The sequence below is a fragment of the Corynebacterium suranareeae genome, from assembly GCF_002355155.1.
GTDB lineage: Bacteria > Actinomycetota > Actinomycetes > Mycobacteriales > Mycobacteriaceae > Corynebacterium > Corynebacterium suranareeae.
Genome location: NZ_AP017369.1, coordinates 3,278,117 through 3,295,620 on the forward strand (window position 1 = coordinate 3,278,117; position 17,504 = coordinate 3,295,620).

Annotated in this window: 9 protein-coding genes; 2 read left to right on the forward strand and 7 right to left on the reverse strand. The window is 53.3% G+C overall.

The window, feature by feature from the left end:
* Window positions 1-10 precede the first annotated feature (10 nt).
* The 5 genes from N24_RS15045 to N24_RS15065 form a co-directional block, all read right to left on the reverse strand.
* Entirely contained in the window at window positions 11-4,816 is a 4,806-nt protein-coding gene (locus tag N24_RS15045) for a type I polyketide synthase (RefSeq protein WP_096458945.1), read from the reverse strand.
* 582 nt (window positions 4,817-5,398) lie between these two features.
* Window positions 5,399-7,255, reverse strand: coding sequence for a FadD32-like long-chain-fatty-acid--AMP ligase (locus N24_RS15050; RefSeq protein ID WP_096458948.1), 1,857 nt, complete (start codon window positions 7,253-7,255; stop codon window positions 5,399-5,401).
* A gap of 152 nt (window positions 7,256-7,407) precedes the next feature.
* Complete coding sequence (locus N24_RS15055) at window positions 7,408-8,337, reverse strand: cutinase family protein (RefSeq protein WP_096458951.1); 930 nt, start codon at window positions 8,335-8,337, stop codon at window positions 7,408-7,410.
* A gap of 3 nt (window positions 8,338-8,340) precedes the next feature.
* Window positions 8,341-8,841 carry a DUF732 domain-containing protein gene (locus tag N24_RS15060; RefSeq protein ID WP_096458954.1) on the reverse strand — a complete coding sequence of 167 codons (501 nt, stop codon included), beginning with the start codon at window positions 8,839-8,841 and terminating at the stop codon, window positions 8,341-8,343.
* A gap of 2 nt (window positions 8,842-8,843) precedes the next feature.
* Window positions 8,844-10,811, reverse strand: a complete 1,968-nt coding sequence (locus tag N24_RS15065) for an alpha/beta hydrolase-fold protein (RefSeq protein ID WP_096458957.1) — start codon at window positions 10,809-10,811, stop codon at window positions 8,844-8,846.
* 448 nt (window positions 10,812-11,259) lie between these two features.
* Here N24_RS15065 and gntP point away from each other — a divergent pair, with 448 nt between their 5' ends.
* A complete protein-coding gene (gntP, locus tag N24_RS15070) occupies window positions 11,260-12,603 on the forward strand; it encodes a gluconate permease GntP (protein ID WP_096458960.1) in 1,344 nt (447 codons plus the stop codon).
* Window positions 12,604-12,740: 137 nt separating this feature from the next.
* Complete coding sequence (locus N24_RS15075) at window positions 12,741-14,126, forward strand: HNH endonuclease signature motif containing protein (RefSeq protein WP_096458963.1); 1,386 nt, start codon at window positions 12,741-12,743, stop codon at window positions 14,124-14,126.
* A gap of 113 nt (window positions 14,127-14,239) precedes the next feature.
* Here the strand turns inward: N24_RS15075 and N24_RS15080 are convergent, their stop codons facing one another.
* On the reverse strand, window positions 14,240-15,265 hold the full coding sequence (locus tag N24_RS15080) for an alpha/beta hydrolase (protein ID WP_096458965.1): 1,026 nt from the start codon (window positions 15,263-15,265) through the stop codon (window positions 14,240-14,242).
* Window positions 15,266-15,414: 149 nt separating this feature from the next.
* Window positions 15,415-17,454 carry a flagellar motor control protein ZomB gene (zomB, locus tag N24_RS15085; protein WP_096458969.1) on the reverse strand — a complete coding sequence of 680 codons (2,040 nt, stop codon included), beginning with the start codon at window positions 17,452-17,454 and terminating at the stop codon, window positions 15,415-15,417.
* Window positions 17,455-17,504: the final 50 nt, after the last annotated feature.

Sequence of the window (17,504 nt, forward strand, 5' to 3'; positions counted from 1 at the left end):
CTCTCCGTTACTAATTCTTCCGAGAAATCTCATCAATGCGGCGGCTCAGGTGAGCGCCGACTGTGCCGATTTCTGGTTCATCGACAACTGCAAGGTGGTCGCCATGTAGCTGAATAATTTCCAGATCATCGACGATTCCGGACCATCCACCATCTTGATCAATCTTGGCATAGCTTGGTTCAAGTTCGATAGCTCCATCATGCATCCGTTCTGCACGGAACAGCATGACTGGTGCTTTCACGTTGGCCCAATCTGTAAAATTAAGTTTAGCCAGGATGCGGTTGTCCACAAAAGATGCACGCTGGTGTTCCAGCACTCCGGCGGACAGTCCATGTTCGGAGGCGTCGGTGTTGGTCAAGAACTCAGTCAGCATGGATAACATGCCGTCTTCACCAATGGTGTCGAGGATGTCAAAAGGAACTTCGAAATCTAGACCATACGTCTTCTTGGCAAACTCAGCGTACCGAGTCCAGCGAGCTCGAGTTTCCTCTGGCGTATCTGGAGCTGGTTCAGATGGTTGGGTTGTATCCAGCAGCGCCACGGTGGCGACCTCTACGTCTGTGCCAACCAGCTGGTGAGCGACCTCGAAAGCCACTGCTCCGCCGAAGCTCCAGCCACCCAACACTACTGGGAGACCGTCAGAGTACTGCTTGATGTCCTCTACATAGGCTGCGGCACGATCTTTCAGATCACCTTCCAAACGCTCCACACCGTAGACAGGAACATCTTCTGGAAGACGACGCATTAGCGGTTGGTAGACCACGGATGAGCCACCTGCTGGGTGGAACATGAACACTGCTGGTTTGGTGGAGCCTTCTTTGCGTTCACGCAGCACACGGATATTGCCTTGGACTTCAGTTTCCAAGCCTTCGCGCACCAGGTCAGACAAAGGTTCCAGGGTTTCGGCAGCCAGCACTTGTTCGGTTGTGATCTCAATGCCGGAACGTTCGGTAAGTCGTTCCGCGATTGCAGTTGCGGTGTCTACATCGATGCTTGGCAAGGTGCTGGTCACACCCGCTGCAGCAGCACCAGTGAGGCCTGCCCAGGTGCCAAAGACCATGCGTTCCGACGCGTCTCGCGGCGCAACCCCAACGCCCTGCCCGTCTGCAGCCTTCTCTGGTTGCTTGGCTGGTGACTGCGGGGTGGCGTCGACAAGCGTCTCGGTGGAGCGCTCAGCGACAAGGTTTTCAACCATGATCACCACGTCGGCAACCGAAGCGTCGCGGAGAGCCTGGACCTGCAGCGGTGGGATCTGGAAGTCATTTTCGATGCGATTTTTAATGCGCATGCCCATGAGAGAATCCAGGCCGAGGTCAATCAAAGGGAGCTCGCGAGGCAGGTCATCAACGTCATAGCCCATTGCTTCGGAGACAATCGCGCGCATGCGCTCTTCCACGGTTTCGGTGGCGGGATCCCAGCGGACTGCCTCAACATCTAACGGCAGATCGGAACGAGGATCAGGCTGGTCAGAGAAATCGTCGCCGAATTCTTTGTAGCCTTGTCCATCAAAAGCTGGAGCTGCAGCAAAACCGGGGTTGGCGGCAAAACCTTCGGCCACAAGCGTGCTGGTGTTGCCCACAATCTTGTACACCGCAAGGCTCAATCCGCCCAGGCTGCGGGTAACAATCGTGGTGATCTCGCCACTTGGTGGGAGCATATCGCGCTCATCAACGGCGTCCACTGAAGCGCCTGGGGTCACGGCCATGGCGGCAGCTTCCATGATGGCAACCGCAGATGGTGCGAGTTCAGCAGCGGTGGAAAACGCCACGGAATTATTAGGCAAGTTCACGCGGAAACCAGGCAGGTCCAACGACGCACCAGATGATGGGCGCGCAGAAGTCCAGAAACGCTGGTGCTTCCAGGTGATATGTGGTGGATCGATAACTTCGCCGTCGCCGTAGAGGCCGGAGAAGTCAACGTTTTCACCATTGACATAAAGTTTTGCCATCAGATCACGAAGCGACTCAGCCTCTGGGACCTTACGCTTCAAGCTAAACAGCAACTGCGCATCAGGCTTACCCACGCTAAACGCGGTGTTCATCATGCCCATGAGAGCAACCGGGTTCGGGGAAATTTCCACCAAAGTGTTGTGTCCGGCAGCAAACGCCGCTTCGGTGGCGTCTTGGAAATACACTGACTGACGAGTACAACGCAGCATGTAATCCGCATCGTGCACCACGGAACCGACCGGGTAAGTAACGCCCTTATCCACAGAGCTAAACAGCGGGATCTGCAGCGGAAGTGGCTCAATGCCAGCGATTTCACCAGCAAGTTCACCCAAGAGCGGCTCCACAGCAGAGGTATGTCCAGCGCCCTTCACGTTGAGCAAACGAGCAAACTTGGACTCAGCTTCCAGCTTCTCTACAAACTGAACCACCGCATCACGAGGCCCACCCACGGTAGTCATGCCCGGACCTGCGTAAACAGCTGGCTCAATGCCCTTGTACTCAGGGTTTTCCTCAATGAACTTATCCAGGTCCGCAGCAGCGAATTCCACCACGGCCATGGCACCAAGCTGATCCTCTGGGAGGGATTTCTCGCCCTCACCCATCAGTCGGGAGCGGTGGCTTGCGATCAGCATCGTGTCACGATCACTCAGGCCACCCGCTGCATAAGCCGCAGCGATCTCACCCATGGACATACCCATGACAGCAGCCGGCTTGATGCCGAAACTTGCCAGCAAATCAGTCAAAGCGATCTGAATTGCGGTGATAGCAACCTGCGCGGTCTCGGTGTCATAAGTCTGCTCATCATCCAAAACCAGTTCCATGATGGACCAGCCGGACTCAAATTTGACCATTTCATCGAGCTCTTCGATGCGCTCACGGAACTGCGAAGAAATGGAGCACAGTTCTTTAATCATGAGGCGGTGCTGTGAACCAAAGCCCGAGTACACAAATACAGGGCCGTTGGTGGCTGGTGAATCAGCGGCGGAAATACCAACGCTGACCTTGCCTTCTGCCACCTGGCGCAAACGCTTGACGGCTTCCTCAACGGTGCTGGCAAGCACCACCGCACGGGAGCGGCCATGGTTGCGCCCGGTCAGCGCGCGGGCCACTGGAGTCAGGTCTTCATCTTTGCGGCCCTCCAAGAAGTCCGCCAAATCAGCAGCTGCTTGTCGACGCCTGGAAGGCAGGTGCCCCGACACCGGCAAAGCTACCTGCGGGTCAGGAAGCTGCGCAGCCTTTTGCCCACGAGTTTCATAGTCTTCTGCGTTGAACTCAGAGATCACCACGTGCGCGTTAGTTCCACCGAAACCAAACGCAGACACACCCGCAACAGCATGACCGTTGTATTCAGGCCATTCGCGTGGATCCTCCACGACTTCCAAACGCTCAGCATCAAAATCGATATAGCGATTCGGTCCCGCAAAATTCACGGTAGGAGGAAGCGTCTTGTGCTGCAAGGACAGCAACACCTTGATCACACCAGCAATACCGGCTGCAGACTCGGTGTGTCCAAAGTTAGATTTCGCAGATCCTAAAAGAGTTGGGGTTGAGGCATCGCGACCATAGCCAAGCACTGCACCAAGAGCAGTTGCTTCAATTGGGTCACCCAAAATGGTTCCGGTGCCATGGGCCTCAACATAATCCACAGTGGTCGGATCAACCTGGGCATCAACATATGCACGCTGCAGCACATCAACCTGCGCATCGGGGTTTGGTGCAGTCAAGCCATTGGAGTGACCATCGGAGTTCACTGCAGAACCCTTGATCACGCCGATGATGTTGTCGCCATCGCGGATCGCATCATCCACGCGCTTAAGCACAATGACACCCGCACCATCAGAACGCACAAAACCATCAGCATCATCAGAAAAAGCGTGGATCTTGCCAGTTGGGCTAATCACACCAAGCTCAGCAAAAGCAGTGGTGACAAAAGGAGATGCCAAAATATTGACGCCACCAGCAATAGCATGATCCGCTTCACCATTACGCAGCGCACGCACAGCCTGGTGCACTGCAACGAGAGAAGAAGAACACGCAGTATCCACATTGACCGAAGGGCCACGGAAATCGAAAGCGTAGTTGATGCGGTTTGCCACAATCGCGCTCGAGGTACCAGTCAAAGCATAAGGGTGTGCTTCTGCTGGATCAGCAGCGATCATCATTCCGTAGTCATTGTTGGACGAACCCATGAACACACCCACTGATTCACCGCGAAGAGTATTCGGTGCAATGCGAGCATTTTCCAAGGCTTCCCAAGTCAGCTCCAGCAAAATGCGCTGCTGCGGATCCATGTTGGCTGCCTCCAAAGGTGACAAACCAAAGAACTCAGCATCGAAGCTGGCAATATCCGACAAGTAGCCACCGATGGTAGAAAACTCTTCCATCTTCCGCGACATAACCTCATCGCCGGAATACTCAGACCAACGACCAATCGGCAGATCCGAAATGCCATCACGGCCCTCAATGAGCAGCTTCCACATTTCATCCAAGTTCTCTGCACCTGGGTAACGAGCCGACATACCCACCACAGCAATATCGTGAGAGCCCGGCGAATCGCTCACCGCAGAGAAATTAAGCTCACGCTGGGCATGCGCACGACGTGGCTCGCCATCCACAAGACGCTGCGCCAAACCGCGAATCGTTGGATACTCATACGCGATTGTGGCATCCAACGTGGTGTCCAGCAGGTTTTCTAACTCACCAGAAAGCACAACAACATCACGAGAGGAGAGGCCAAAGGTCTCCATTGCTTTGTCATCCGTTACCTCTTCCACCGGAAGACCAGTGGTACGGACAACCCAATCACGGAGCCAGGTGCGAACCTGTTCAACGGTCATCTTCTGATCCGACGATTGGCTCTGTTCCATATTTGGCCTCAGCCTTTCAGCTCGATTACTAATTAAACTTAAAAAAATCTTTGCTATTCAACCTAAAAAGATAAGAAGAATAGACATCCAGACGTTTATCGCTCAATCGCAGAAGAGTGTTTCATCCCCAGCTCAGGAGCCATATTTCCTAGAATTTTGAGCACTTTAATTGCACTCACTGTTAACTGCAATAGTTTACAAGGCTAAAGGCCACGATGGAATTTACCTAAGTGCGCGACAGGCACTAAGGGAATAAATGTGCGAATATCCACCACAAACCAACGGATTTTTGTGTTTTGTGGTGAGGATTCTCGCTGGGCAACCTTCAAAGTGCAAATTTTTGACCGATTTGAAAGACCGGGGGCCCGTTTGTGGTGAGTACTTGATCAGCAAACTTTCAGGTTTCACTTCCACCCCATCAGCCCCAAAATTAACAACGCTCAGAATCGCCCTCAAGCGACCAAACCAGCCCCACCCAAGCAAAGACCCATCCGGGAAACTTCGACCTCTTAAATCGCCTTCTACGGACTCCCGAAATTTAAAACCCCCGATGGATTCCATCGGGGGTTTTAAATCCAAGATCTAGTTAGCTTGTTCTTGGATGTAGTTGCGCTGGTTAACGCGTCGTGCGATCTTTCCGGAAGAAGAACGCGCGATCTCATCTGGCGCAACGATGCGGATTTCTTCTGGAACCACACCGTGTGCAGAACCTACTGCAGAACGGATTGCTTCTTCAGCTGCTGCATCGTCGGCTTCGTTTGCGGTGTTGTCACGTTCAGCCAGGATGATGAGCTTTTCGATGTCATCGCCAGGAACTGCGAATGCTGCGACAGAATCTGCACGGATGTGAGAGGACGCCGCTTGGACGGTGTATTCGATGTCCTGTGGGTAGTGGTTACGACCTGCAACAACAATGAGGTCCTTCAGGCGTCCGGTGATGTAGAGCTCGTTATCTACAATCACGCCGAGGTCGCCGGTGGCCATCCAGTAGTTGTCGTCGGCTGCACCTTCTGCGCGGGAGTTTTCAGCAAGGCGGCTCTTTAGACGGTTGCGGAAAGTTTCTGCGGTGTCTTCTTCTCGGTCAAGGTAGCCGGCTGCGGTGTTTTCACCGTGGGTCCAGATTTCACCGATTTGGCCGTCTTCCAGCTCGGATCCGGTGTCTGGATCGACAATGACCAGCTGCTGTGGCACAACGACCTGGCCGTTAGACACGAATGCCACGGCCTTTTCACTTCCCTTTTCTACCAGTTCAACGCGGTTTTCAGCCAGCGCTTCACGGTCGAAGTAGGAAATCAGTGGGCGGTTTTCGGTCTGTGGGGTAGAGACCAGCAGGGATGCTTCTGCAAGACCATAGGAAGGACGCAGAGTTTGTACCGGGAGACCATATGGTTCAAAAGCTTCACGGAAGGTGGTCAGTGCCTTTTCGGTCACTGGCTCTGAACCAATGATGATGGCATCCAGTGCGGAGAGATCCAGGGTCTCGCCTTCTGCTGGTTTTGCGTAACGTGCTGCAAGCTCAAGGGCGAAGTTGGGGACAACGGTGTAGACGTTGACGTCACCTTCACGGCGGTTAAGCTGCTTGATCCAGCGGGATGGCTGCTGCACGAAGTCACGTGGGTTCATGAACTCGTTGTCCAAACCAAGCATGGTGACAAACGCTGCCAGGATAATGCCCATATCGTGGTGCAGTGGAAGCCAAGACACCAAGCGCAGAGGTGTCTTAAGCTGTGCACCTCTGAAGATCTGCAGCACGTTGGTAAGGATGGAGCGGTTGGTCAGCACAACACCGGCTGGGGTTCGGGTGGAGCCAGAGGTGTACTGCAAGAAAGCAGTGAGATCGATTGGTGCGGATTGACGCAGCGCAGCCAAACGACGACCGGCTTCAGTCAGCATGGGGTTCTCATAAGATTCCGCCAAAGAATCAGGCAAGGAATCTACGGAAAGGATGCGAGGGCGTTCGGCTGCTGGCAGGTTGGAAAAGTGCTTGCGCACCGCACCTGCGGATTTAGCATTAGTTAGGACAACTACTGGTTCGCTGTCTGCGAAAACTGCGTTGAGGTGATCGGCGTGGCCTGGCTCATTTGGGTCATAAAGTGGCACGGGAACCATGCCTGCGTAGATCGCGCCAAGGAAGCTGAAAATGTATTCCGGGCTGTTGTTTGCCAAGATTGCTGCGCGATCACCAATGGTGGCTACCTGCTGCAAACGGCCTGCAACTGCCTTGATGCGGGTATCAATTTCATTGCGGGTGTATTCAATCAGCTTGCCGTCACGGTTTTCGGAGAAGTCCCAGAAATGCATACGTGGTTCATCTCCGCCGCCTTCTGCGATGTCAGCCTGGTACATGAACTCGCCCATGGCTGCCAAAGTAAGGAATGGAGGAAGGTTGATTTCTCCATTTTCGTCGAAAAATGAACCAATAGCTTTATCTAAATCCATGTGAACCCCTCTTAAAATCTGTTTATGACTATTGTGATCATCGCCGAAGATGAACATTTCATTACTTTTGCAAACTAACACTACTTGAGTGGGTGCCTGTTCCTTAACCCAAGATCGCGCCGGGGAGGGGCGCGTCGACAAGCAAAAAATCTTTAACCGTTGTCGATGAGGTTTGTTGCCCAATCTACAATCCACGCGTTGGTGGTTGTGCCTGGGAAAACGTCCGGGTTGGTGGCGTATTGCGCGTGCACGCCATTGGCGGCAACCATGGCCATGGCGCGGTCAAGCGCGTTGCCGACGTTGACGGGGGCGTCACAAATCGCATCGTTGGGGGCGCAGATATCTTGCACGCGATCGTTAAGTTCGCCGAAGCCGCCCACACGGCCTCCGCGCATGGTCGCACCTGGAACGATGGGCTGAACCAGCAGGTTGAGGGGCTGCAACGCAACCTCCGCGCCAATACCGTTAACGAAAGTGCCTGGGAACTGGCCCACACCAGGCTCCCTGCGGCCATCAGCAACCAGGGCGACACCCCTGATGCTGTCAGCCGGAATGGCTCCTTGCCCCGAACCGATCTGCGCTGCCACATCGCCTGCAATGACCGCACCCTGGGAGAAACCGACGATGATGAACTCAGTTGCCGGGCAGTCGCGGTGCATGCTGACAAGCTCACTGGTCATCTTCGACAGACCCTCGTTGCGCGAATCGTCATACGTCATCTCATTTTGTGAGTTGATGTTGCGGAACTGCGCGGTGTACGGCAGCGTCCACACCTTGACGTCGTCAGCAGAATAGCGCTCCTGCAGTGGCTGCGTGATGGTCAACATGAACGACAACGGATTGGCAGTTGGGTTGATCGGATCATCATTAGCAGCCGATTCCCACGTGCCCGGCGCGGACAGGAACTCAACGTCCGGGCACCAATCAGGTTGAGCTGGTGGCTCCGTTGTTTCAGTTCCGGTTGGTTCGCCTGGTTTACCAATGAAATCGGAATCATCGGATGTGTTCACATACTGCACCACGCCCACGCCAATTAAGACGAGGACAATAAGTACAGCAATAACGGTGATGGTTTTCCTCATCGGTTAACAATACGTCCGATCTGCCGATTCCTTCAGCAGCGTAGAAATCTCCGCTGCCTGTTCTTCCTGCACGCTGGTGCGTCCCTGCACGATAAGTTGGCCCGCAACTGCATCAACGGTGACATTTTCGTCCTTGTTTTCAGAATTGCAATAATTCTGCGCGGTTGCGATCAGCTGATCTTCCACACCAGAGACGTCAATGTTTTTATCTGTTAGCTCATCCAGGAACGCTTGTGCCTCCGCGCTGCGTTCCACCGTCGCCTCGGGCAGGCCGTCGATTTCCTCGGCTGCGCCGTCCCGGGCTGTGCTTCCATTGCTTTGCGACGCCTGACCGCTTCGTTCCGACGTCCTTTCGGTACTGCTAGACCCGGAGGATTGCTCCTCAGTGGGCACTGTGCCGGTGGCATTACCGGTGGTGTCGTCACCTTCCACAGTGACGCCACCGCATGCGGCAAGACTGACACTCAGCAGTGCAGCTGCAAGGGTTGCTAGGATGCGCTTCACTATTAGCGAGACTCCTCAATTCGGCCGTTGACCTGACGGATGGTGCCGTGCTCAAAATCAATGGTTTGTCCGCCAGCGGTGATTGCTGACTGATCAGAGGTTGGGAAACCGTATTCGCCCTGCTCCCAGCCCTTAGCGCCCCACGCGTTAAAGATATCGCCGTGCAGAATCACGTGCGCGCCGGTGTTTGCAGACCAGTAAACGTTGCCCTTTTCAAATTCCTGGAAAGCGCCACCGTTGATCAGCTTCTCGTTGCCGGTTGGGAAACCAAGCTTTTCGAAGATGCCCTCTTCTGCATACTTCTTGGAGATCTCTCCACGCACCCAGTAGGACTGGTTGTTGGACGTGCGGAAGACGTAACCGCCCTGGAACTGCTGGCGCAGGCCACCGTTGTACTCAAGTGCTGCACCAGTTGGGTAGCCCAAGCTGCCCTTCTCATAATCCTGGGTGCCCCATGCGGCGATCATATCGCCAGGGATTTCCCATGGGCCGGTCTGTGCGGTCCAGTAGATGGAGCCATGCTCAAAGGTGACGTAGCGACCATTTCCATCTGGAGTGGTCAGCTCATTAGAGGTTGGGAAGCCCAGCCAAGAATCAGGTCCACCGAGCTCAGAGTAACGAGCATTGATGCGTCCAACCAGGCCATGTGCACCGGTGTTTGCGGACCAGTATGCGCGACCGTTAGCAAAGTCCTGGGCCTTGCCAGATGCAGCATCGTACTCGTTGGTCAAGCAGGTGCCCATGAAACCAGAAGCAACGGCCTCGGCAATAGCTCCAACAGGTGCGCACTCGGTACCGCGATCCTCGGTAGTCATGCCAAGTGCATTAGCGATGTGAGGGAACGCCTGAGTCATCTCAAATTGCCAGTACTCCCATGAGTGCACACCAGATGGGCGGAAGCTGGAAATAACATCCACGCCAGCCTGACCCGCGGCGTTAACGAAGGTCTGGGAGGTCATACGGGAGATAACTTCCAGGCCAACACCTGCCGCATTAGCAGGCCCAATGGCTACAGAACCCTCTTTACCGAAGTCGTCTGCACCGTTACCGGCAGAAACATAAATGGTCTTGCCCTTGAGCTTGGCCACGTTCGACTTTGGATCATTTTCTTTCCAACGCTCAGAACCTGCAGGTCCCCACATAGCGTTGACATCATATCCGCCTGCATCCGCTAGCGCTGCAGAAATAGCAATTGGCATACCAGTGGAGGTGGTGTCCAAGTAGCCGGAGAAGGAACCAACGAACTTGAACATGTCTGGGTAGTGGGAAGCAATGTTAGCTGCCGCGGTACCACCCATGGAGATACCAGTGATCGCACGGTCGGTGTTGGAGCGGAAGCCCTTATCCAGAATCGGTGCGAGTTCCTGGGTGAGGAAAGTCTCCCACTTGTAGTTCTTGCCGTTGTTTGGCTCATTCCAGTCAGAGTAGAAGGAGCTTTCACCACCAACAGGAAGCACGACAATTGCGTTCTTATCCGCGTAGTACTGCTCAATGTTGGTCTCAATGGTCCAGCCGCTCTGCTGTTCAATTGCACGCAGACCATCGAGGGCCCAAATTTCAGGGAACTCACGATCAGGTGATGAATACCAATCACGTGGAAGCAGCAACTGCACCTTGATTGGGCTTTCAGGCATAGCAGCAGACTGGATGGTCAAAGTGACATGCTTGGAGGTTGACCACTCCGCGCTGATCACGCGCACGCCCTCAGGCAGGCCAGCGATCTCTGGGTAGGTGATTTCACCTGCAGGAATTTCTTCAACGCGTGGCTTCAGGTAATCAGTCAGGCCATCGGTGATTCCACCAATAACAGCGTCTGAGGAGAGGTTGCTGGACTGAGCCATCGCCGCTGGTGCGGCCAGGGACATGCTCAACGCGAGTGCGGTTGGAACAGCGCCAGCTGCAATCCAGAGGGAACGGCGCCTGGACTTAGATGTGGCCTTGGCCTTGGTGGAACGTGCGGTGTCGCGCATGAAGTTTTCCTTCTCATTTGTTTTTTGGATACTGCAACATAGCCCGGCAATGAGTTAGGTTCGTCCCGAAAGTTCCCCGCTTCCGGCCCGACAAACACACGTGTGGGCTATGCCTTGAGAGTCTTCAGTTCTTTTCAGTCTGTCGTGATCTTAGATCAGAAAGTTACACATGTGGGTGTGCAATTCCCTTAATACAGGTCACAACTTCAGATTGCCCTCAATCTTAAGTTCAACTTTAGACTTTTTTCAATGCCACGCCGAAGTTTTTACATAGTTCCGTAAATAGCGCTTGCATCTTGCTGATACAAAAAGAGCGTTCGGGCGACATGTTTACTTAATTCGATTTTCACCCCCATTTTGGCTCAAATAGTATCCCCATTACGATTCTTAAATAGCACTTTTAGGGCTTTGTGGAGCCACATATTTTACTTTGATAGGAACACACTCAATGGACATCCTCCATCTCTTATGGGTGGTGTTAGGCATCGGCCTCATGCTGCTGCTCAACATCAAATGGAAAATCAACGCCATGCTGGCATTGCTGCTCGCAGCTTTGCTCATCGGCGTACTCGAGGGCTTCCCACTCATGGATATCCTCGACACCATTCAGACCGGGTTCGGATCCACCCTTGGTTCGCTGGCCATCATCGTCGTTTTCGGCGCGGTCATCGGCAAATTACTCGTGGATTCAGGTGCAGCCTCCCAGATTGCAGATACTTTGATCCGCAAAATGGGCGTGGGCAAAGTCAAAATTGCCATGGTTATCGCCGGAACTGTTTTCGGTTTGGCCATGTTCTACGAGGTGGCCTTCATTATCCTCGCACCACTCATCATTGCGGTTGCTGTGGAAGCCAAAGTCCCGTTCATGAAGATTGCGATCCCCGCAGTCGCAGCAACCACCACTGCTCACTCACTGTTCCCACCGCAGCCAGGACCTGTAGCGCTGGTTGATTCTTACGGCGCTGACATCGGAATGGTCTACATTTTGGGCATTGTCGTTGCAGTGCCCACCATCGCGATCACAGGTTGGGTGCTGCCAAAGTTCCTTGGAAACCTCGACTATCCAGTGCCAAAATTGTTGCGCACTGAAGATCCCGTCCCAGAAGACGAGCGTCCATCGTTCGCTATTTCCATGTTCGTGCCCCTGATTCCGGCTATCCTCATGATCGCCGCAACCATCTTGAACATTTGGCTCAGTGAAGGCAGCCTCGCCCACTCCATCGTCAACTTCCTGGGCTCTTCGGTTGTTTCCGTATCCATCGCGATGATCGCTGCTTTCTACTTCTTCGCCATCCGCCCCAAACGAGGCATCGACTGGGCTATGGACAGCTTTGAAGGTGCGATCAAGTCCATCGCCATGGTTGTCCTTATCATTGGTGCCGGTGGAGCTCTGAAACAGATCATCATTGATACAGGTATCGGCGACTACATCGGCAGCCTCATGAGCGCCACCTCCCTATCTCCGTATCTGATGGCGTGGTTGATTACTGTCCTAATCCGTTTAGCCACTGGCCAAGGCGTGGTGTCTGCAATTACTGCCGCTGGCATTATTTCTGGCGCGCTGATGGATCCCACCGGCACCCTTGTGGGCGTCAACCCAGCACTGCTCGTTTTAGCAACAGCGGCAGGCTCCAACACCCTCACCCACGTCAACGACGCCTCATTCTGGCTGTTCAAGGGCTATTTCGACCTCTCTGTCAAAGACACCCTCAAGACATGGGGCCTCCTCCAGCTCTGCAACTCACTTGTAGGCCTTGGCGTAGTCATGCTGCTTAGCATCTTTATTGGGTAAGGTACAGCGCCCACCACTTTTGGTTGTGGATAGTTTCGCTGTAAGCAAGGCCGTTCTGTGGATAACTTCGTAGCCCCTTGTTTTCTCTGTTAGCCTGCGGTTATCTGGGTTGCAATAGCAATCAGAAGGGGGCGGCGGTGAAAGAAATTGAAGCGATCATGCAGCGCATGGATGTTCTTATCGCTGACCCCTCTGATGGGGCGTTCAAAGAAGTCCTGCCGTTTGCCGAACTGCTTGAAAAGCTACAAAACAAAAAAGCGCTTTTCGACGCCGCCCTCGCCAAATCCGCCGAGCTCTCAGATGCCGGACGCATCATCGGAAAAACATCCCATATTGATGCCTTGGCGTATCTTCTAGATATCTCCAAGGCGGAAGCATTCAGACGAGCACAAAGGGCGGAAGAACACTACGGAAATCCCAGCCCCGAGCTGTCTGAAGAAGACCTTGCCAAAGAAACTCCCGCTGAAAAAGAGGCACGGGAGCAAAAAGAACGCCAAGACAAGATCAAGCAGGCTGAAGCAAACAAGCTTGCCCTCGATCATGGGATCTCTGCCGAAAAGCAAGACACCATCCGGTATGAACTGGAAAAACTCAACAACAACACGTCCTTGTCCAGAGCAACCTTGCGTAAACTCGCGATGAAAGAAGCCACAAACCGCTCCTTGGAAGATCTCCGAAACTGGACTCGTAACAAAGTCACCCGGATCAATCCCACTGCTAAAGATCCATTAGCGGCAGTAAAGAAACGTTCTTTAAGTATTGGACGCCAAGACCATGACGGCGGAGCTAGAGCATCACTGTATTTAGATCCCAAAGGTTTAGCGCTTTTGAAATCACTCATGTCCAAAGCTAAACCGGGGCATTTGCTTGAAGATGTACTCGACGACCCAGGCAAAGAAGACAAACGTACAAAACAGCAACGCCAATACGATGCCTTCGCTGATATTCTCCACCGAGCACACAGTGGCTTGCTTCCCGGCAGAGCTGGAGTGGGCACCATCGTGGTGTCTTTGTCTGCAAAGGATGTAGCCAACCTTGAAAGCGCGGGACCAGACCGCCGCTACCCCACCAGCACCGGCGTCAAACTAACTCCTTTGGAAATCCTGCGACTGGGAGCAGCAAAATATGATTTCGCCGCAGTCTTAGATTCCGATTCCGGGCGTCCCCTTCACCTAGCGCGCACCCAGCGCACCGCAACGCTATACCAACGCCTGGCACTTTTCGCCTCCGAGCTTGTCTGCACCCGCGAAGGCTGCGACTCCCCCTTTGATGAAAACGAAATACACCACATCAGATCCTGGTTAGATGGTGGACCAACAGATATTGAAAACCTCACCAATATTTGCACCCACGATCACGGAGCCAACAACGATCAGCGCGATGGCAAAGACAACATGGGCTATATGGATGTAGATCCCCAAACCGGTCGCGTTGGCTATCAACCCGCCAACCGACGAAGACCCATGCGTTTTAACGATTCCGCAGCAGCTACTGAATCAGGTGGAGCTCAAGCTAGGGTCTGATCTGCTTGGTTTATGCATGCTTGGTTGATGCATGCTTGGTTGATGCATGCTTGGTTGATGCATGTGAAAACCCACTGCCTATGGGCGGGCAGTGGGTTTTTAAGTGCTGGTGTTTACCAGGCGTTCATGACGTTGAGAACGCGTCCCTGGGTCTTTTCCAACTGAGAGTTGAACTGACCCCATCCATGGATACCAAACGCTGGGTAGTCCGCGGTTGGGTTTAGACCTTGTAGTCGCGCCTTGGCCTCCCAGATTCTGGTGGAGGTCATAGCCACGAATTCCAGTACAGAACCAGTCAGGCGGTGGTCTACACGAGTTCCGTCGTCTTGAGGGCTCCACAGGCCGGAAGCTGCAGAGATGTAGACGTCAGTGTTAGCCAATCCGCCCATGTTCCAGAAAGGATCGTTTTCAAAACGACGTGGGCTGATGATCGATCCATACATTGCGTTGACGTTGAAACCACCGGTATCCAGCATTGCTAGACGCAGCAGAGTCTGCATGCCAGGTGCAGTGGTGTTCAAGTATCCGGACCAAGACATCGCCTGGCGGAACTGTCCTGGGTGCTTTGCAGCAAGGTTCAGTGCAGCAGTGCCACCCATGGATAGACCCGCGATGGAGTTGTTGTTTCGCGCAACACCGAAGTTTTGCTCAAGGTATGCAGGAAGTTCCTGAGTCAGGAAAGTCTCCCACATGTAGATAACAGGATCTGAGGAGGAAAGAGATGCCTGTGAGTTCCAGTCTGCGTAGAAGGAACCTGCGCCACCAACTGGCATCACCAGGGTGATGTTGTGTGGGGCGTAAAGGCGTGCCGCGTTGGTATCTACAAGCCAAGCATTGGAGTAGTCGGTAGCACGCATACCGTCGAGCAGGTACAGACCAGCGTTGCCGCCGCGCTCTGCCGGTTGGATCTGAACAGGGATGTTGCGACCCATTGCTGCGGACCACACATCACAACGCTGAACCCAGTAACCCACACCATCCCAGTCACATGCACCGGTGTTGTCGGCGCGCAGCCAATCTCGGTTTGCTGCTTGTGCGGTTCCAGTTCCAACAACCATGAGGGCTGCCGCGGTGGCGATGGCCACTACTAGGGCGACGAGCTTGCGGCTTGCCTCACCAGCTCGTGTAAATACGGACATAATTCTCCTCCGGCAAAAATCAATATATCTCCATCGGCGGCGCGGACCGCTGATATCTCTAGATGCCTATCTTGTTTTTCCGACCACACGTTACCAAGTTGTGACACTCTTGGGTAGTTATCAAAGCCCAATGATTTGTGAATAAGTGTTTACTGAGAGCTATATAAGGGTTCTCCACGCGGTTCATCCAGGTTTATTTCCGCTGGCCAGGCAATAGTTTCTTGCCCTTCCTGGATTTCTGCTGGCATTGGATCAAATTCTTTTAAAAGATCTTCTGGATCATCAGAAATTTCCAACGTTCGTCCGGTAGTGAGTGCGTATTTAATATTGTCCACAAACCTGTGATAGCTCATTGGCTCACGATAAGTTTGGAAAAGATGTATCAACTCTGGATGGCGCAATGCTTGGCGTGCCTGATAGGTCTTTTCTGGATCAATCCAACCAGGAGTATAAGCCAGTGGTGTTGCTGATTCTGCGACCTGCCATTCAAGGTCCATCAACTTATCGTGGCCAATTCTTCCTCCCTCGATGCGAGGTTGGCGGGCAGCCAATGGTGTTGCAAGCCCAATTAGGTCAGTGACCCGAACATTAAGTGGTGCGTTCATAGAGGTCATGCCAAGATTTACGTGGAAAATTGTTGGTGGAATATTGGCCAGGTCTCCAGCTTCAATACCTTCCACTCGGGGGGTAGTAATCCAGGAATAGGTATCAGGATCAGCAGTTGCCAAGATATTTAGCTGCTGGCCTGTTGGGAAGACCAGAGTTTGATCGCGCATTACTTCTGCGTAATCATTCATGGAATCTACAGTGAGGAAATCCTCAGCATATAGCGGTGGATGATCTTTGTCTCGGTTGGTGAAATCGATCCAAAAATCGCGCTCATCAACAACATGCTGTCCGGTGTTTTCCCACTGATGCCCCTGGACAAAAATTACCGTCGACCACACCCAGGTGGAAAATATGAGAGCGAGCGCCACAAAATCTTGCCAACCACGATCAATGAGATTCACCGGCACCACGGAGACTGGCAATAAAATGGCAAACAATGGAAGCAGCAGCATGCGCCCGTGCATGAAGTCGCCACCAACGCGTATGACATAAAGGAAATGAACAAGTGCACAGATCACAAGAAGTGTGATGGCCATACCAGGTGTGCGCAGCCCTAATCTGCCACGGGGAAGTACCAACTGCTTATCTGTCTTCCATACGGTTAATGCGCCTGCAGCCAACAGCAAGGCCAACCCAAGCCACAAATTGTAAGGGCCAGTGAAATCTTCGACGTATTCCCAGCCTGTTCCCCACACTGCATCTGAAGCTGATTTAGCAACTGCGGTATGAGGGACCATAAGGCCGTAATAGCCCATGCGGAAGATTTGGTAGGCACCTGGAACTGGAATCGCTACGGCTAAAATTCCCAAAGCTACTTTCCATTTAGGTGCAGTAAGTAGGAGCAATACCCCAGTCAGGCCACCGTAGAGCGCAAGTTCTGGGCGCACCAACCAACTTAAACCAGACCAAAAGGCCAGGGCATACGTTAAAACACCTGTGCCCATCAGCTTATTCACCACTGACCCGGACGGCTTATTCTCAGCGGTCGCCCACAGCACTAACAGCAGCCACTGAATGGAAATCCACATCAATGACAAACCCCACTCCAGGCCTGAAGTGGCGAAATCTCGGGCAGGCGAAAGACTGAAGTATCCAATCACACCAGCAGGCAGCAAGAAGACGATGCGTTTGCGATGCAGGTGCGCGGTGCCGAGCACACCGATGATTGATGCGGCGGTGGTAAACAGCAGCGCAAGCCAAAGAGCAATATCTTCTAGCCGGTAGTCAGTAACTAAAGCAACAAGATATATGCAGTATTGCCACAGCGTGGAGGTGTTGGCTTCAACTCTTTCGCCAGCATTAAACACTGGCCCGTTTCCAGCGAGGAGATTGCGGACGGTTCGAAGGACAATCAGTCCGTCATCGCTGATCCATTTTCGGGTCCATCCAGCCCAGAATGCGAAAATTCCTGCTGTTAAAGCCGCTAGAAAGGTGGTAATCAGGGTGTAGTTTGGCCCCGATGAACTTCCAACATCGCTGTTAGAAGCATGTTCTTTTTCGGTTGCCTGAAGTGATGATTCGGTTTCTGAATCTGGCTGATTACCGGGCTCTATCTCCGGACGCTGTGGACTAAACGTCATGAGGCCACATGGTATCACCGCTAGTGGCCTCTAACGTTAATGGACATGCT

Excerpts from the sequence above, each read along its gene's own strand:
- N24_RS15045 (WP_096458945.1), bottom strand. The coding sequence starts at position 4,816 with ATGGAACAGAGCCAATCGTCGGATCAGAAGATGACCGTTGAACAGGTT.
- N24_RS15080 (WP_096458965.1), bottom strand. The coding sequence starts at position 15,265 with ATGTCCGTATTTACACGAGCTGGTGAGGCAAGCCGCAAGCTCGTCGCC.
- zomB (WP_096458969.1), bottom strand. The coding sequence starts at position 17,454 with ATGACGTTTAGTCCACAGCGTCCGGAGATAGAGCCCGGTAATCAGCCA.
- gntP (WP_096458960.1), top strand. The coding sequence starts at position 11,260 with ATGGACATCCTCCATCTCTTATGGGTGGTGTTAGGCATCGGCCTCATG.
- N24_RS15055 (WP_096458951.1), bottom strand. The coding sequence starts at position 8,337 with ATGAGGAAAACCATCACCGTTATTGCTGTACTTATTGTCCTCGTCTTA.
- N24_RS15050 (WP_096458948.1), bottom strand. The coding sequence starts at position 7,255 with ATGGATTTAGATAAAGCTATTGGTTCATTTTTCGACGAAAATGGAGAA.
- N24_RS15065 (WP_096458957.1), bottom strand. The coding sequence starts at position 10,811 with ATGCGCGACACCGCACGTTCCACCAAGGCCAAGGCCACATCTAAGTCC.